Origin of the sequence: Brevibacillus sp. FSL K6-2834 (assembly GCF_038592925.1) — a bacterium.
GTDB lineage: Bacteria > Bacillota > Bacilli > Brevibacillales > Brevibacillaceae > Brevibacillus > Brevibacillus borstelensis.
The window spans coordinates 1,412,632-1,428,071 of record NZ_CP151945.1; the positions used below are offsets into that span (position 1 = coordinate 1,412,632).

A 15,440-nucleotide genomic window follows, 5' to 3' on the forward strand; every position below is an offset into this window, starting at 1 on the left:
GCTGAGTTTGAGTGTGATCTGATTAGAAAACTAACGCAAGCCCGGAAAAACGGCAGTAGCGAATAAGGGAAAGCGAAACCACTCGGAGTTATCCGAGTGGTTCCTTTCATTTCATTAATTAATTTTGTACGTGTAAATATCATAACCAAAATCAGCAGTATCGTCCTTACCGCCACTGACCTCAATATAGTAAGTTTTGCCTGCCTCTACTGTGGCGTCAAAATACTTAATTGGGTCATTATATTCAATTTTTCCTACTGTTCCAACGCCATCCCCTTTAACAACCATTGAATAAAACTGGAGGGACGAATGGGAAAAATAAAAACGATATTTTCCGGTTGTCGATGGAGTAAATGTATACCAGTCCGCAGCGTCCCCTATCGGGAGTGTCCCGGAGATTTGGTTTCCGTCGCCAATAGAGAAAAAGTTGGCATCGGCCCTTTTATCGTTTGGTTCTCTATCGTAGAAGATTGCTTGTGGCTTAATGACAGAATTCGTCGAAGCTTCATTTGCAGATGCTGCGACAGCTACACTGGATAAAAGTGCAAGACTGAGCATGCTTAGGACGATCTTTTTCATTGAAAATACCTCCTAAAATTTGGCATATACTATTTTTACCATTTACCCACTATATTGTAAATCTTCTTTATTAATTTCATATAATGTTCAATAAAAACCTTTTTAGTATCTTTACAAATTAATCCAATTATTGTAGCGAAAACTCTGCGAGAACCGGGATAATCCAATAGGACGCAACAGATAAAACAAACCCAAACAGCAAAAAAGATAGAATCCCGCCACCTGTTTCAGTAGACTTGATAGGTAGGATGGTATGTAACAAGTCCCGGAGATTTCCGGTCTTGCCTCCGATTTACACTTGCCACACCGGCCCATCCTTGGCAAAGCTACAGATAAACCTTGTAACGGAGAGTACAAACATGATGCAAAAAACAATTGTAGTCGTAGAAGACGAAGAGATCTTACGTGAAATCATCAAGGATTATTTCCTGCATGAAGGCTATCAAGTGCTGGAAGCAGTCGACGGCGAAGAAGCTTTGGCTTTATTCCAGGAACATGACGTTCATCTGATCATTTTGGATATCATGCTGCCGAAAATCGACGGGTGGTCTGTTTGCCAGCGGATTCGCAAAATATCCAACGTTCCGATCATCATGTTGACCGCCCGCTCGGATGAAGATGACACCCTGCTCGGGTTTGAGCTGGGTGCGGATGATTATATTACGAAGCCGTTCAGCCCGCCGATTTTGCTTGCGAGGGCGAAAAGGCTTCTGGAAAGCCGGCAGCTGCCGCGAGCTTCAGCCGATGACACTTTATCAGGCAGCGGCATTGTGATGCACCTGCCTTCCCGTACCGTCACGGTGGATGGAAAGAACAGCAGCCTGACGCATACAGAATTTGAAATTCTCGCCTATCTCATGAAAAACAAAGGGATCATCATCAACAGGGAGCAGTTGATCACCAAAATCTGGGGCTATGATTTCGCTGGAGATGACCGCACGGTGAACAGCCATATCCGCAATTTGCGATACAAGCTGGGGGATAAAGCAAAATGTATTGTGACGGTTGTCCGTTCGGGCTATAAATTCGAGGAGCACGCATGAGAACGGGCATCGTATTCAAATTGTTTCTGCTGACAAGCGCCTTGTGCCTGTTCATTTTGGCCGTCATTTTTGTCGGTCAAACCGTATTTTTCAAGCAGTTTTATGTGAATAAAAAAGTGGATAATATTCAGGCAAGCCTCCAAAGCTTTGAAACAGCCTACGCAAATAGCGGCGGCGATACACACGCAATCGACAAGCTGGAGGAAGAGTTTTACCGCAAGCACAATACATGGATTACCACCGTTGACAAGCTGGGCAATTTGAAAGGAACTGACGACTTCTATATCGAGGTCAAACTCGATCCTGATCAAGACCACAGCATCGCAGGGGAGACGATAACCGTTCCGCTGTACAGCCTCGTGGGTGCCGAAGAAATTTCCAAGAAGAATCCTTTTCTTCGCGAAGGGGAGCGTGTGATTCTGAATGGCATCACGGTGGATTCGGCAGCGGTCACGTATCGGGTGGGGCTGGGAAACGGAAATATTGCCTGGGAGAACCAGCAGATGGCCAAGAAAGAGCACGAAATCATTCCGAGCTTTGATAATCCGGCAGAGGAGCATGAAGAATTTCCCTCCTACTTTCTCTATGGCCACATCACCAAGGTCCAACTGCCTGACGGAAACCGCGCCAGCAGATTTGTTTATTCCAACCACTTGTTTATAGACCGGGTCAAAGAATTCCAGGCCAATCTGCTGCTGGGGAAAGAGAAGAAGCAGCCTGTAGGTTTGCAAATGATTGATTATGAGGAAAACGACGTAAAGTACAAAATCATGATCGACCCGATAATCGTCGGCGGAGAACCCGCCTATGTCATCGCGATGACCTCGCTGCAGCCTGTTGACGAGGCCGTACAGATGATCCAGGCGTACTACGTGTATCTGATTCTGTTTGTGATGATCCTGATTCTGTTGCTCTCGTTTTACTACTCCAAACGGATTGCGCGGCCGCTATTGCTCATCAACCGCACGACGAAAAAGATTGCCGCGCTGGACTTCTCGGAGAAAATCTCCATTGCCTCCAAAGACGAGATTGGCGATCTTTCTCAGACAATCAATGAGCTTTCCGATACGCTGCATTCGCACATCAAACAGCTGCGGCAGGACATCGAGAAGGAAAAACAGTTGGAAAACACGAGGAAGGAATTTATCGCGGGCGTCTCGCATGAACTGAAAACGCCGCTGAGCGTGATCAAAAGCTGCATCTCGATTGTCAGGGACGGCGTCGCGAGTCACAAGCGGGAGCATTATCTGGAAGCGATGGAAAATGAAGTGAACCGGATGGACATGCTGATCGTCGATATGCTTGAATTGGCGAAGTTCGAGTCCGGTACGTACAAGCTGAAGCTCGATGCTTTTTTTATTGATACGGTGATCCGGCAAATATGCCAGCAGTTGTCTCTGGAGCTGGACAAAAAGCAGCTGCAGCTTCATACCGATCTGGCTCCGGTCGAAGTCATCGCCAACCAGCATCGCATCGAACAAGTCATCACCAACTTTTTGACAAACGCGATCCGCTACTCGCCGGAGAAGGAGTCGATTTCCATTACGGCTATGGAAGAGGAGGGAAGCGTAAAGGTCTGTGTGGAAAACAAAGGGGTCCATATCGAGAAGCAGCATCTGGAGAAAATCTGGGACCGCTTTTATCGCGGGGAGCCTTCGCGCCAGCGCTCAAAGGGCGGCACCGGGCTGGGACTGGCGATCTGCAAAAAAATATTGGATTTGCACGGTGCAGCTTATGGGGTGGCCAATACAGCGGAGGGCGTATTGTTTTACTTCTATTTGCCGAAAAAAGTGTAGAACTTCAGGTTCTGCACTTTTTTTATTTATCTTGATCTCATCTGCATCTGATCTTTATCTGCCCGGATTACGCTATCTCTTGCAAGCGCAAGGCTTGGAAATACATGTACAAGAGAGGGACATCGATATGACGAAAAAATGGATGACATTTTTGCTCACAGGGGTCGCAGCGGCATCGCTGGCGGCGTGCGGAAGCCAGGAAACGGCAAGCAGCCAGGGAACATCTCTTTCCACTCCCGCAGCGAACCAGCAAGAGCCCGCTGCGAAGCCTTCGTTGCCATCCGTTTTTCAAACGAGCGTATTTTTGGGAGATTCCATTACGGAAGGGCTGTCCTTCCATGATGTTTTGGACGAAGCGAATGTGGCTGCCGGCGCCGGGAAAACGGCCGAGTTTGCTCTGGAGGACATTGACGATCTGGTCAAAAGAAACCCGGAGCATATCTACATCCAGCTAGGGTCGGATGACATCCTCTGGCCGGTAGAGAATCCGGTTGCCTATGCGCTGGATCAATACGCAAAACTGATCGGCCAAATCAAAGAAAAGCTGCCGAATGCAAAAATCTCGATCCTTACCGTCACGCCGGTCACAGCGGAGGCAGAGAAAAAAGAGCCCCGCTATAACACGATCGGCGAGTACAATCAGGGACTGAAGGAGCTGGCTGCAAAGGAGCAGGTGGAATATATCGATCTGTCGCCGCTTTTTACAGGTCGATCCGATCTGCATGATGCGGATGGCATTCACTTCAAAGCGGAGTTTTATCCTCTCATGCTGGAGTTTATCAAGAACCGTCAAAAATAGATTCGCTGCCCTGCATTCGGTTCAGGAGGGCTGCAGGGCAGTTCTCTTCCTGAGCGCTCAAACATGCCCGCAGCGTCCAAACATGCTGGGCAACGCCTTATGCGAGCAAGCTTGCCCAAAAACAAAAATTACTCCAGGAGGGGAAAGCCTTGGTATTCAGCAGTCTCTTATTCCTCTTCCTATTTCTCCCTCTGGTGCTGCTTGTTTATTACCTGTCACCGCGCATGCTTCGGAATGGCATCTTGTTTGCGGCAAGTCTGGTGTTTTATGCATGGGGAGAACCCGTATACCTGTTTCTCATGATCTTCTCTACCGCATTTGACTATATGAACGGCCTCATGATCGACAAATACAGAAGCCGCAAGGGCATTGCCAGAGCCATATTCATTGTCTCCATCATATCAAGTCTGGGGGTCCTCGGTTTCTTCAAATACTACGGCTTTCTCGTCGCTGCGATCAATGATCTGTTCGGCCTGAACATCCATGCGGCAGAGCTTCCGCTCCCGGTGGGAATATCCTTTTACACCTTTCAAACGATGTCGTATGTCATTGACGTCTATCTGGGAAAAGTGGCTGTACAGCGAAATTTCATCTCCTTCGGCGCCTATGTGACGATGTTCCCGCAAATGGTCGCAGGGCCGATCGTGAAATACGGCGATATTGCAAAGCAGCTCGCAGCCCGAAAGGTAACCATGGAGCATTTTGGAGAAGGGGCCGAATTGTTTGTCAAAGGGCTGGCAAAAAAGGTGCTTCTGGCCAACAACATCGGACTGCTCTGGACGAATGTGAAAGCGACGCCTGTGGCTGAGCTTACAGTGCTTTCGGCATGGCTGGGTATCATCGCCTTTACCTTCCAGATTTATTTCGACTTCAGCGGCTATTCGGATATGGCCCGAGGCCTAGGGAAAATGCTTGGCTTTGACTTTCTGAAAAATTTCCATTACCCGTACGTGTCCCGAAGCATCACGGAGTTTTGGCGCCGGTGGCACATCTCGCTGGGTAGCTGGTTCCGGGAGTACGTCTACATACCGCTTGGAGGGAATCGGGCGGGGACGGCCAAACAGCTTCGGAATTTGTTCGTCGTTTGGATGTTGACCGGACTATGGCACGGGGCGAACTGGAATTTCATCCTGTGGGGATTGTACTTCGGCTGTTTTCTCGCGCTGGAAAAGCGGTTTCTGCTCGATTGGCTGAAGTATAGGACTCGCTTCGTCGGACATCTGTATACACTGCTGATCGTGATCGTCGGCTGGGTATTTTTCGAGATCGAAGACCTGTCCACCGCGTGGGCATTTATTGGCACGCTGTTTGGACTAGGCGGGCATTCGCTCGTAGATAGCAAAGCGCTATACGATTTATCGACCCATTTCGTCCTGCTGAGCGCATTGGCTATGTGCTCAACCCCGCTTCCCCACAAGGCGTTTTCTGTTCTGCAGGAAAGGCTGAACATCGCCGGAATGCTCATCGGTACCGCTGTCTACGTCGGTCTGCTTTTTCTTTCGACGGCTTATCTGGTCAATGAAACGTACAATCCGTTTCTTTACTTTCGCTTTTAACCGGATGCGGTGGTGTGCATGCAAATCAGCAGGCTTGGCAGGAGGGGGTATTCATGCCGAGAGATGACAAGCTGTCCAAATGGATGCTTGGTTTGGTATTTCTAATGTTTATCGGCGGACTGCTGGTACTGAACACGGGTGCGCCGACACGCGAGTTTTCCGAGTCAGAAAACAGAATGTTGGAGCAGCTTCCGTCCTTTTCACTGGAAAAAGGTATGAATGGAACATTTACTGCCCATTTCGAGAAGTACCTGTCTGACCAGTTTGTTTTTCGAGACTTTTGGATCGGCGTAAAATCGGAAGCGGATCGCTTGATGGGGAAAAAGGAGAGCAACGGGGTTTATGTAGGCAAGGACGGATTTCTGATTCAAAAATTCGGGAAACCGGAGGACGGCGATCTGGAAGAGAAGGCGGAAGCCATAAACGGCTTTGCCAAATCATTGCCGGGGCTCCATACGTACATGATGCTGGTGCCGACTGCAGCCAGCGTGCTGGAAGAAAAGCTGCCTGCCCATGTCACTGGGGACGAAGAACGAACGTACATGGAAAAAGTGAAAGAGGCGCTCAGCAAAGACATTGCCTTTGTGGACGTTTATCCTGCGCTGCGTTCCAAAAAGGAAGAGTATTTGTACTATAAAACGGACCATCACTGGACGACCAGGGGAGCCTACTATGCCTATCAGGAGCTTGGCAAGCAAATGGGCTTTACGCCGAGGATGCAAGCGGATTTTCGGATTGAACGGGCCACTGATGACTTCTATGGCTCGCTTTTTTCCAAAAGCGGATTCAGACATGTGCTCCCTGACAGCATCGACCTGTATCTGCCAAAGGATGATGAAGCGTATAGCGTGGAGTATGCAAGCGAAAAGAGGAGCACCCATTCCCTTTATGAGAGGGAAAACCTGAAGAAAAAAGACAAATACACGGTCTTTTTAAATGGCAACCATCCACTCATCAAAATCACGACTGGTTCCGGGGATGGAAAAAAACTCGTTGTCGTCAAGGACTCATATGCCAACTGCTTTCTGCCCTTTCTGACGGCTCATTTCGAGGAAATATACGTAGTGGACCTCCGGTATTACGAGGATCGCCTGGATGAGCTCATACAGGAAAACCACATAACCGATGTGCTGCTGCTCTATAACGTGAATACGTTTTTGGAAGATCCGTCGATAAAGGAGCTGGCCAGTCAGCGCTGAATCAGGCTGCCGGTGGCCAGCAGGTCGTCCGATCACCGCCATAGAGCGCCGCAGCGTGTAAGTGGAGATAGGAAAGGAGGCCAAGCATGATGCAAAAATGGCTTGGAAAAATAAACGCAGTATTACTCGTTTCGATGATTGCATGTATCGTTGCTCTTTCCGCATTAACCGGCTGTTCCGGACAAAATACGGAAGAGAGTCAGCTTGCAGCGGCAGAAATAGGAGATCGAATCAAACAGGCTGTGCATCTGGATGATATGAAAGCGGGAGACGCGAAAAAGCTTCAAAAGCTGTACAAGCTCGGCGAGGAAGAGGTTGAGGATTTTATTCTGTATACAGCCCCGACGAACGTAAGGGCTGACGAGGTCGCAGTGCTGATCGCAAAGGATGATAGTCAGGCAGAAAGCATCAAGGCAAAAATAGCGGAGCGAATAGAAGAGCAAGGGAAAAAATTCAAAGATTACGTCCCAGATGAGTACTTTTTATTGGAAAAACATGTCTTGAAGACGAAGGGCCGCTACATTCTTTTGGCGGTGTCGAAGGAAGCGGAGAAAATCGAAAGCGCATTTGACGAGGCACTGAAGTGACATAGCAAGAGTGTAGCTTCACTCAAAAAGAGAGCTCCAAATAGAGCTCAAATAGAGCCCCCTGATCAGCCAACTGGAATCATAGGAAAACACAAAGAAGCGCCCTCCGGATCGGAGCGGCGCTTTTTGGCCAGATAGCGTGTAACCGATGTTGAAACGATCAAGAGAGCGAATCGAGATTTTTCATCATTTGCTGCAAGACGCGGTCAAAGACGATCAAATCCTCTTCCTTGATATTTTGCAGGGCGATAATTTCCAGATCGTCAGAGGTTTTCTGCCAGGTGGCGAGCATCTCTTTCGCCTGCGGAGTCAGGGAAACTTTGCGTGCCCGTTTATCCTCGCCTTCCTCGCGAATCACCCATCCCAGCTCCTCCAGCCGGGTCAGCGATCTGGTAATTGTGGGGGCTTCCACGTTTAAATAATTGCTGATATCGACCTGGGTCAAGGAGCCTCGCTGATGCAAACACCAGATAATTCCCCACTGTGAGCTGTACAACCCTTGGGTAGACAGCTTTTCATTCAATTTTTTGGTAAATTTCCTAGCCGCCTGGTTTATTTTGTGTCCATATATGTAGTTCAATGGTTATCCTCCTAAAGGTGTTTTTTAGCAGATGATCCTTTTCTTTCATAAGACGGAACACCAAGAGGTTGGTAACAAATTTTTTGCTTCCATCTGTTTATGATTTCCAAAAAACGGACTGCTCAGCGTCGCGATGAATCCGTTTTCAAATGTTTACCTAAGTAAATGCAACTACTATTCATCCTACTTGCAGAACGGCTTTAAGTAAATGTATCTTTTGTGAAAATTGTATGGAAATTTCATTTGGACAGCGTAGGGATTTCCAAGTTTGTTTTATTGGAAAATTCCAATAACACCTAAACGTTTGACAGATATTTTTCTTTGGAACTATCATGAACTAGGTAATAATTATCTAGTTAATTTTACACATCAAGGAGGAACTACTGTGGCAGATACAAACTCAAAACAGCCCAAAAGTAGCTCGCGGCGCGAATTCCTCAAGAATTCCGGGATCGCCCTCGGGGGGCTGGTGGTTGGAGGCGTACTGGGTGGTTCGTTGTTCGGAAGCAAGAAAGCGGAAGTAGAGAAGGTTGTCGAGAAATCGGTCAACTACAACCAGGCGCTGATGTTTTTCAATCAGGAGCAATTCCAATTGACGGAAGCGGCTTGCGAGCGCATTTTTCCGCAGGACGAGCACGGCCCCGGCGCAAAAGAGCTGGGCGTAGCCTTCTACATCGACCACCAGTTGGCCAGTCCATGGGGAATCAATGCGAAAGATTACATGACCGGTCCGTTCTACCCGGGAGAACCGACCCAAGGAATGCAAACCTCCCTGAAACGCGCGGAGATTTTCACATTGGGGCTGCAAGGGCTGGCTGACTACAGCAAAAAGAAATACAACAAACGCTTCACTGATTTGACCGAAGCAGAGCAAGACGAGACCTTGAAGGTTTTTGAGGCAGGCAAGGAGTATCAGCTTGCGGGAACTTCGACCACAGGGTTTTTTAGCCTTCTGCGCAGCATGACGATCGAGGGCGTTTACGCCGATCCGATGTACGGCGGCAACAAGGACATGCAGGGCTGGAAAATGCGCAATTATCCTGGCAACCAGATGAGTTTCGCCAAAGATATCGAGAAGGACGAATTTATGAAGATTGAGCCTAAAAGTCTTCATGACCACATGGGCCACTGATAACCAGGAAGGGATGACATAAATGAGCAAGAAGCTACCAAAGGTTCCCGTTGTGATCGTCGGTATGGGCTGGGCAGGCGGCATTATCGCTTCGGAACTGACGAAAGCCGGCGTGAAGGTTGTTGGATTGGAACGCGGAAAAGGCAGAAGCACCAGCGATTACTACATGGCTCATGACGAGCTCCGTTACGCGCTGCGCTATGAGATGATGCAGGACCTCTCCAAGGAAACCGTCACCTTCCGCAATAACGAAAAAATGCGGGCGCTCCCGATGCGGACGTACGGATCTTTCCTTTTGGGCGACGGTCTCGGCGGCGCAGGGTCTCACTGGAATGGGCAGTACGGACGCTTTCTGCCTTACGATTTCGAGATTCGCTCCAAAACGATCGAACGCTACGGCGAGAAAAAGATTCCAAAAGGAATGACGATTCAGGACTGGGGCATTACCTACGACGAGCTGGAGCCCTATTTCGACAAGTATGAAAAAATGGCGGGGATCTCGGGTGAAGCGGAGCAAAACCCGATGGTCGGAAAACGCTCCAACCCGTTCCCGACTCCTCCGATGAAAGTCACGCCTGGCATGAAGATGTTCATGGACGCTGCGAAAAAGCTGAATTATCACCCGTACATCATTCCTTCGGCCAACCTGTCCGAGATGTACAAAAATCCGGACGGCATCGAGCGTGCCGCTTGTCAGTACTGTGCGTTCTGCGAGCGCTTCGGCTGCGAGTACGGCGCCAAAGCCGACCCGGTCGTAACCGTCATTCCAGTCGCCGAGAAAACAGGAAACCTGGATTTGCGCACGCATTCCAATGTGACCAAAATCCTGCATGACGGGAAAAAGGCAACCGGCGTGGTTTACGTCAACACCATTACCGGTGAAGAAATCGAACAGCCTGCCGATCTCGTGGTCATGACCAGCTACGTGCTGAACAACGTCCGTCTGCTGCTCACATCCAAGCTGGGCAAACCGTACGATCCGGCATCCGGAAAAGGCGTGATCGGAAAGAACTACGCATACCAGGTAAACAGCGGGAAAGCGGTCGGCTTCTTCGACGACAAAGAGTTCAACACGTTCATGGGGGCGGGTGCGCTCGGCGCGGAGATCAGCGATTTCAACGGCGACAACTTTGACCACAGCAACTTGAACTTCCTGCACGGGGCCGGTATTCGCTTTACCCAGACTGGCGCAAGGCCGATTGCCACCAATCCGGTTCCAAAGGGCACGCCTTCCTGGGGCAAGGATTTTAAACAACAGTCGCTCAAGTATGCGAACTCGACGCTTACGCTGGCTTCCCAAGGGGCAAGCCTCCCGTGGCAGCACCACTACCTCGACCTCGATCCTACCTATAAGGATGCGTACGGAACTCCGCTTTTGCGGATCACCTTTGACTGGGAGGATCAGGACCGGGAATTGAACAAGTATCTGGCTGAGCGGGCCGGAGAGATCATGAAAGAAATGAATCCGACCAAAATGGAAGTCTCCAAAGAAATGAAATCGTACAACATCACCCCATACCAGTCCACGCACAATACGGGCGGTGTCATCATGGGGGCTGATCCGTCGACTTCCGCGGTAAACTCCTACCTGCAGATGTGGGATGCGGAGAACGTGTTTGTCGTAGGGGCTTCCGCATTCGCTCACAACGGCGGATACAACCCGACAGCTACGGTAGGGGCCCTCTCCTACAGAGCAGCCGAAGGCATTTTGAAGTACATCAAGCAAGGCGGCTCCCTCGTCTAGTCTGAAAATGCTGCCCGTTGCCTTTCATTTGGGGGTGTGTATGGAAAACAAACAAGAATTTGTTGGTCATCTGGCTGAGCTGCGAAAGAGATTGATTGTGGTCATTGTCGGCTTCTTTCTGTCACTGTGCATCGGCTTGTACATGTCCCCTGACATTTTGCTGTTTATCAAAGCGCAACCGGTGGCTGCCGATGTAGTCTGGAACGTATTTTCGTTCACGGACGGCATGTTTATCTATATGAAATGCGGCTTTCTGGTGGCGATCCTGCTGACGCTTCCGCTCGGGCTCTACCAGGCCTGGGCGTTCGTCAGGCCAGGCTTGTCCGATGACGAGGCGCGGAAGACGATCTGGTTTGTGCCGCTGTCGTGCTTTCTGTTTTTGTGCGGGATGGCGTTCAGCTATTTCGTCGCGTTTCCAATGATGGTGTCGTTCCTCTCGTCGGTGAACAAAAGCATCGGAGCGGTGGAAACGTACGGGATTGACCGCTACTTCGCCTTTATGTTCAACGTCATCTTTCCGTTGTCGGTCGCGTTTGAAATGCCGGCAGTCGTGCTGTTCCTGACGAGGATCGGGCTGATTACTCCCGCCCAACTGAAAGCCGTTCGGAAATATGTCTATCTGGGACTTGCCATCGTAGGCTCGATGATTTCTCCGCCTGATTTTGTCTCGCATTTGTCGGTCACGATTCCGCTCATTTTGTTATTCGAGCTAAGCGTCCTCATCTCAGGGTGGTATCATCGCAGATCAAGCGGTTTGCTCGTATCTGGGTCAAAGTCATAAAAAGGAGGTATGATCGATGTTCAACAGTATTGGCATCCCTGGATTAATCATTATTCTGGTCATTGCTCTGGTTGTATTCGGGCCATCCAAGCTGCCGCAATTAGGACGGGCGCTTGGGGATACCCTGCGCGAATTCCGCTCGTCGACCAAAGGCGTGGTCGATGACATCACCACCGAAGGCAAGACCGAAAACCAGCAGCAGCCTGAATCCAAGTAACACATGGCCGCTCAGGCCATATCAACATAAATCAATCTATCAGATGCAATGGAGGTAATTACAATGAACAAAAAAGCACTCACTTCTCTGATCCTCGCTTCTGCTGTAGCTCTTGCGCTGGCAGGCTGCGGAAACAGCCAATCCGACCAAGGCAGCGCTGCAAGCAATAACGCAGCAAGCACAGCTACTGCTGACGCAGGTGCGGCTCAATCCGCAGACGGCGTAAAAGAGATCAAGCTTTCCGCGACAAACTTCGAATTTGACCAAAAAGAAATTCATGTGAAAAAAGGCGATAAAATCAAGCTGACGCTGACCAATACAGAAGGCATGCACGGTGTAGCCATTCCTGATTTCAACGTAGACCTCAAAGGTGACGGAAGCGCCGAGTTTACTGCTGACAAAGCGGGCGAGTTTACATTCAACTGCTCTGTTATGTGCGGTGCCGGCCATGATACGATGACAGGAAAATTGATCGTCGAAGAATAAGCCCATCTTTCAACATAGTTTCGTGAAAAACCCAAGCGGACGTCCGAGAAGTCGGATCAGCTTGGGTTTTTTGTCGTTTTTCTGTCGCAGCCTGTTCGCAAACAGACGCAAAAATATTTGCAAAAGTCCAAAATAACGAAAATTGATTATTGAATAAAAAAAGGCGGATTTGTATAATTGCACATATGCTATTAAAATAAGGACCTATGGTCCGAATATGGAGACAAAAGGGGCGAAGGGCAACATGAACAATGGGGAACAAAAGAAGCATCCCAGAGCGTTAGAGCCTGTCACGCTGATCCTGACGATCGTCACGGCGATTCTCGGGGCGGCGATCGGGATGCAGTTGATCGTGACTTTGGGCATTACAGCCAATACAGCCATTATCGGGGCGCTCTTGGCCATGCTGATCGCGAGGGTACCGCTTGCCTTTCTTCGCAAGATGCGCTCTGTCCATCGGCAAAATATCGTTCAGACCGCCATCTCGTCGGCGACATTCGGGGCTGCGAACAGCCTGCTCATTCCGATCGGGATTCCATATGTATTCGGGAAGCCGGAGCTGATCATGCCGATGCTGATCGGTGCGGCGCTGGCGATGTTCGTTGACGCCTTTCTGTTGTACAGGCTGTTTGATACGAAGGTCTTTCCCGCTTCGGGCACCTGGCCGGACGGACGCGCCACAGCGGAGTCGATCATTGCCGGCGACAAAGGCGGCAAACGTGCCGGATTGCTCGGTGTGGGGATTGCCGGCGGTGTAGTCGGCTCCATCCTGGGAGTGCCGATGTCTGCATTCGGTGTCGCCTTCATCGGAAACATCTGGGCACTGGCGATGTTCGGGATCGGTCTTTTGCTCAAGGGCTATTCCGGGACATTGCTTGGAATGGATTTGAAGGATTCGTATATACCGCATGGATTCATGATCGGAGCGGGAATAGTCGCCCTGATCCAGGTAAGCTTCGTCATCTTCAGGAAAAAGTCTCCGCAACAAGGTTCAGGCGCAGAGGCGGAGCAAGCGCTGCAGGTGACCAAAGGGGAAAAGGAAACCTCGCGCACGCTTTTGACAGGGCTTTTGCTGTACATGGCGATTTCGGTCATTTTGGCAATCATCGGCGGATTGTTGACGCACATGTCGTTCGGAATGTTCTTATTGTTCATTATTTTCGCTGCTTTCGCCGCTTATTTGCACGAATTGATCGTCGGCATTTCCGCGATGCACTCCGGCTGGTTTCCGGCTTTTGCGGTGGCGCTGATCACCTTGATCCTCGGCATGCTGATCGGATTTCCGCCTGTCGCGCTGGCACTGCTCGTCGGCTTTAGTGCAGCTACGGGTCCCGCTTTTGCAGACATGGGCTACGACCTGAAGGCCGGTTATATTTTGCGCGGCAACGGCGCTGATCCCGAGTTTGAGAAAGAGGGCAGAAGACAGCAAATGACAGCCGGGATGATCGCTTTCGGCGTAGCTGTCCTCGTCGTCCTTTTCAGCTTTCACAGCCTGTTTTCGCAAAACCTCGTTCCGCCTGTCGATACCGTATACGTAGCGACGATTAACGCCGGGGTCTCTGGCGATGTGGCAGGTGAGCTGTTCCTCTGGGCGATTCCGGGCGCGATCCTGCAATTCCTCGGCGGGCCCAAGCGGCAAATGGGGATTTTGTTTGCGACCGGGTTGCTGCTTACGTATCCCGAGGCGGGCTGGGCTGTTCTCGCAGGTCTCTTGATTCGCGTCATTATCCTGAAATGGAAAGGCCAAGAGGCGGATTCCTCGATGAATATCATGGCAGCCGGATTTATCGCGGGCGATGCTTTGTACAGCTTCTTCAGCTCCGTCTTTTCGATGAAAAAATAGAGGAAGGAAGGAGAAGGCAGATGGAAACGATTACGCTGGATGAACGCAAAATGGAGGCTGCTGTCTGGGGCGGCGCTGTCCTCGGAGGCGGAGGCGGAGGCCCGATCGAAGAAGGCATCCAGCTCGGCAGACTGGCCCTGGAGGTAGGCGAGCCGAAGCTGATTACGATAGATGAACTGCTAGATGACGAGTGGGTGGTGACGGTTTCTGCGGTGGGGGCACCTGCCGCAGCCGAGCAGTACGTCAAGCCGATGCACTATATCCGGGCCCTGCAGCTGCTGCTGGACAAGCTGGGCCGTCCGATCTCCGGGCTGATCACGAACGAAAACGGAGCGAGCACCACAGTCAATGGCTGGTTTCAGTCGGCTGTTACCGGACTGCCCGTTTTGGACGCGCCGTGCAACGGCAGAGCGCATCCGACAGGGAGCATGGGCTCGATGAATTTGACGGAGCTGGAAGGCTACGTCTCTACGCAGACGGCAGCAGGCGGATTGGGCAGCCGGTACATCGAGCTGTGCGCGTCCGGTTCCCTGGAGAACATGGCGCAAATGGTGCGCCGGGCATCTGTAGATGCGGGAGGCATGGTCGCCGTAGCCCGCAATCCCGTACAGGTGTCCTATGTGAAGCAAAACGGCTGTCCGGGAGCGATCCAGCAGGCGATCCGCATCGGCGAGACGATGCTGGCCCACACGGGAGAAAAGGCGATTGAAGCAGTGACCGAGCTCCTGCAGGGCAGAATCATCGAGGTCGGGACTGTTTCGAATTTTTCGTTGAATACGACAGGCGGATTTGATGTGGGCCGGGCCGACATTGGCAGTCTGGAGCTTACCTTTTGGAACGAGTACATGACACTTGAGTCAAATGGCGAGCGGCTGGCCACGTTCCCCGATCTGATCATGGCCTTTGATGCAGAAAGCGGACGCCCGCTGGAATCTGCCAAAATGGCAAATGGTCAAAAAGCGGCGGTCATCGCGGTGCCAAAGGAGCAGCTGCTGCTCAGCTCGACGATGCGAAACCGCAAACTGTTTGAACCTGTGGAAGAAGCGATTGGAAAACAGGTCATTTCGTACGTGTTTTCCTGAAAGGAGAAGGTAAGGC

Annotated in this window: 15 protein-coding genes; 13 read left to right on the forward strand and 2 right to left on the reverse strand. The window is 50.6% G+C overall.

From position 1 onward, the window contains the following. Nucleotides 1-114: 114 nt before the first annotated feature. Nucleotides 115-579 (reverse strand): hypothetical protein, encoded by a 465-nt coding sequence (locus tag NST96_RS07100; RefSeq protein WP_024983508.1) that lies wholly within the window; start codon nucleotides 577-579, stop codon nucleotides 115-117. A 362-nt stretch (nucleotides 580-941) separates the two neighbouring features. Here NST96_RS07100 and NST96_RS07105 point away from each other — a divergent pair, with 362 nt between their 5' ends. The 6 genes from NST96_RS07105 (at nucleotide 942) to NST96_RS07130 (ending at nucleotide 7,559) form a co-directional block, all read left to right on the forward strand. After that, nucleotides 942-1,622 carry a response regulator transcription factor gene (locus NST96_RS07105; RefSeq protein ID WP_024983507.1) on the forward strand — a complete coding sequence of 227 codons (681 nt, stop codon included), beginning with the start codon at nucleotides 942-944 and terminating at the stop codon, nucleotides 1,620-1,622. Then, a complete protein-coding gene (locus NST96_RS07110) occupies nucleotides 1,619-3,418 on the forward strand; it encodes a HAMP domain-containing sensor histidine kinase (RefSeq protein WP_227278409.1) in 1,800 nt (599 codons plus the stop codon). The genes NST96_RS07105 and NST96_RS07110 overlap by 4 nt, the downstream gene beginning before the upstream one ends. A 127-nt stretch (nucleotides 3,419-3,545) precedes the next feature. Beyond that, nucleotides 3,546-4,217 (forward strand): GDSL-type esterase/lipase family protein, encoded by a 672-nt coding sequence (locus NST96_RS07115; RefSeq protein WP_152562206.1) that lies wholly within the window; start codon nucleotides 3,546-3,548, stop codon nucleotides 4,215-4,217. A 149-nt stretch (nucleotides 4,218-4,366) separates the two neighbouring features. Continuing rightward, the gene (locus NST96_RS07120; protein ID WP_031932173.1) at nucleotides 4,367-5,773 is read left to right on the forward strand and encodes an MBOAT family O-acyltransferase; all 1,407 of its coding nucleotides are present in this window, start codon (nucleotides 4,367-4,369) and stop codon (nucleotides 5,771-5,773) included. Between the two features lie 53 nt (nucleotides 5,774-5,826). Next, nucleotides 5,827-6,972, forward strand: coding sequence for a DHHW family protein (locus NST96_RS07125; protein ID WP_340701180.1), 1,146 nt, complete (start codon nucleotides 5,827-5,829; stop codon nucleotides 6,970-6,972). Nucleotides 6,973-7,061: 89 nt separating this feature from the next. Then, nucleotides 7,062-7,559 carry a DUF4358 domain-containing protein gene (locus NST96_RS07130; protein ID WP_024983502.1) on the forward strand — a complete coding sequence of 166 codons (498 nt, stop codon included), beginning with the start codon at nucleotides 7,062-7,064 and terminating at the stop codon, nucleotides 7,557-7,559. Between the two features lie 160 nt (nucleotides 7,560-7,719). On the opposite strand, the gene NST96_RS07135 is transcribed toward NST96_RS07130, so the two are convergent. Next, entirely contained in the window at nucleotides 7,720-8,139 is a 420-nt protein-coding gene (locus NST96_RS07135) for a MarR family transcriptional regulator (RefSeq protein ID WP_003388168.1), read from the reverse strand. A gap of 385 nt (nucleotides 8,140-8,524) precedes the next feature. On the opposite strand from NST96_RS07135, the gene NST96_RS07140 reads away from it, so the two are divergent. The 7 genes from NST96_RS07140 to NST96_RS07170 all read left to right on the forward strand — a co-directional run bounded on the left by NST96_RS07140 (nucleotide 8,525) and on the right by NST96_RS07170 (nucleotide 15,424). After that, complete coding sequence (locus NST96_RS07140; RefSeq protein WP_024983501.1) at nucleotides 8,525-9,271, forward strand: gluconate 2-dehydrogenase subunit 3 family protein; 747 nt, start codon at nucleotides 8,525-8,527, stop codon at nucleotides 9,269-9,271. 22 nt (nucleotides 9,272-9,293) lie between these two features. Next, nucleotides 9,294-11,015 carry a GMC family oxidoreductase gene (locus tag NST96_RS07145; RefSeq protein ID WP_024983500.1) on the forward strand — a complete coding sequence of 574 codons (1,722 nt, stop codon included), beginning with the start codon at nucleotides 9,294-9,296 and terminating at the stop codon, nucleotides 11,013-11,015. 40 nt (nucleotides 11,016-11,055) lie between these two features. After that, nucleotides 11,056-11,796, forward strand: a complete 741-nt coding sequence (tatC, locus tag NST96_RS07150) for a twin-arginine translocase subunit TatC (RefSeq protein ID WP_024983499.1) — start codon at nucleotides 11,056-11,058, stop codon at nucleotides 11,794-11,796. Nucleotides 11,797-11,812: 16 nt separating this feature from the next. Beyond that, nucleotides 11,813-12,013: a twin-arginine translocase TatA/TatE family subunit gene (locus NST96_RS07155; RefSeq protein WP_003388163.1), complete on the forward strand. Its 201-nt coding sequence runs from the start codon at nucleotides 11,813-11,815 to the stop codon at nucleotides 12,011-12,013. A gap of 63 nt (nucleotides 12,014-12,076) precedes the next feature. Further along, nucleotides 12,077-12,499: a cupredoxin domain-containing protein gene (locus NST96_RS07160; protein ID WP_003388162.1), complete on the forward strand. Its 423-nt coding sequence runs from the start codon at nucleotides 12,077-12,079 to the stop codon at nucleotides 12,497-12,499. 244 nt (nucleotides 12,500-12,743) lie between these two features. Beyond that, nucleotides 12,744-14,342, forward strand: a complete 1,599-nt coding sequence (locus NST96_RS07165; protein WP_327925760.1) for an OPT/YSL family transporter — start codon at nucleotides 12,744-12,746, stop codon at nucleotides 14,340-14,342. Between the two features lie 20 nt (nucleotides 14,343-14,362). Next, on the forward strand, nucleotides 14,363-15,424 hold the full coding sequence (locus NST96_RS07170; RefSeq protein ID WP_024983496.1) for a DUF917 family protein: 1,062 nt from the start codon (nucleotides 14,363-14,365) through the stop codon (nucleotides 15,422-15,424). The last annotated feature ends 16 nt before the right edge of the window (nucleotides 15,425-15,440 follow it).

Bases quoted from the DNA above. Each gene is read 5' to 3' on its own strand.
- NST96_RS07100 (WP_024983508.1), bottom strand. From the start codon at position 579: ATGAAAAAGATCGTCCTAAGCATGCTCAGTCTTGCACTTTTATCCAGT.
- NST96_RS07105 (WP_024983507.1), top strand. From the start codon at position 942: ATGCAAAAAACAATTGTAGTCGTAGAAGACGAAGAGATCTTACGTGAA.
- NST96_RS07110 (WP_227278409.1), top strand. From the start codon at position 1,619: ATGAGAACGGGCATCGTATTCAAATTGTTTCTGCTGACAAGCGCCTTG.
- NST96_RS07115 (WP_152562206.1), top strand. From the start codon at position 3,546: ATGACGAAAAAATGGATGACATTTTTGCTCACAGGGGTCGCAGCGGCA.
- NST96_RS07125 (WP_340701180.1), top strand. From the start codon at position 5,827: ATGCCGAGAGATGACAAGCTGTCCAAATGGATGCTTGGTTTGGTATTT.
- NST96_RS07130 (WP_024983502.1), top strand. From the start codon at position 7,062: ATGCAAAAATGGCTTGGAAAAATAAACGCAGTATTACTCGTTTCGATG.
- NST96_RS07145 (WP_024983500.1), top strand. From the start codon at position 9,294: ATGAGCAAGAAGCTACCAAAGGTTCCCGTTGTGATCGTCGGTATGGGC.
- tatC (WP_024983499.1), top strand. From the start codon at position 11,056: ATGGAAAACAAACAAGAATTTGTTGGTCATCTGGCTGAGCTGCGAAAG.
- NST96_RS07155 (WP_003388163.1), top strand. From the start codon at position 11,813: ATGTTCAACAGTATTGGCATCCCTGGATTAATCATTATTCTGGTCATT.
- NST96_RS07160 (WP_003388162.1), top strand. From the start codon at position 12,077: ATGAACAAAAAAGCACTCACTTCTCTGATCCTCGCTTCTGCTGTAGCT.
- NST96_RS07165 (WP_327925760.1), top strand. From the start codon at position 12,744: ATGAACAATGGGGAACAAAAGAAGCATCCCAGAGCGTTAGAGCCTGTC.
- NST96_RS07170 (WP_024983496.1), top strand. From the start codon at position 14,363: ATGGAAACGATTACGCTGGATGAACGCAAAATGGAGGCTGCTGTCTGG.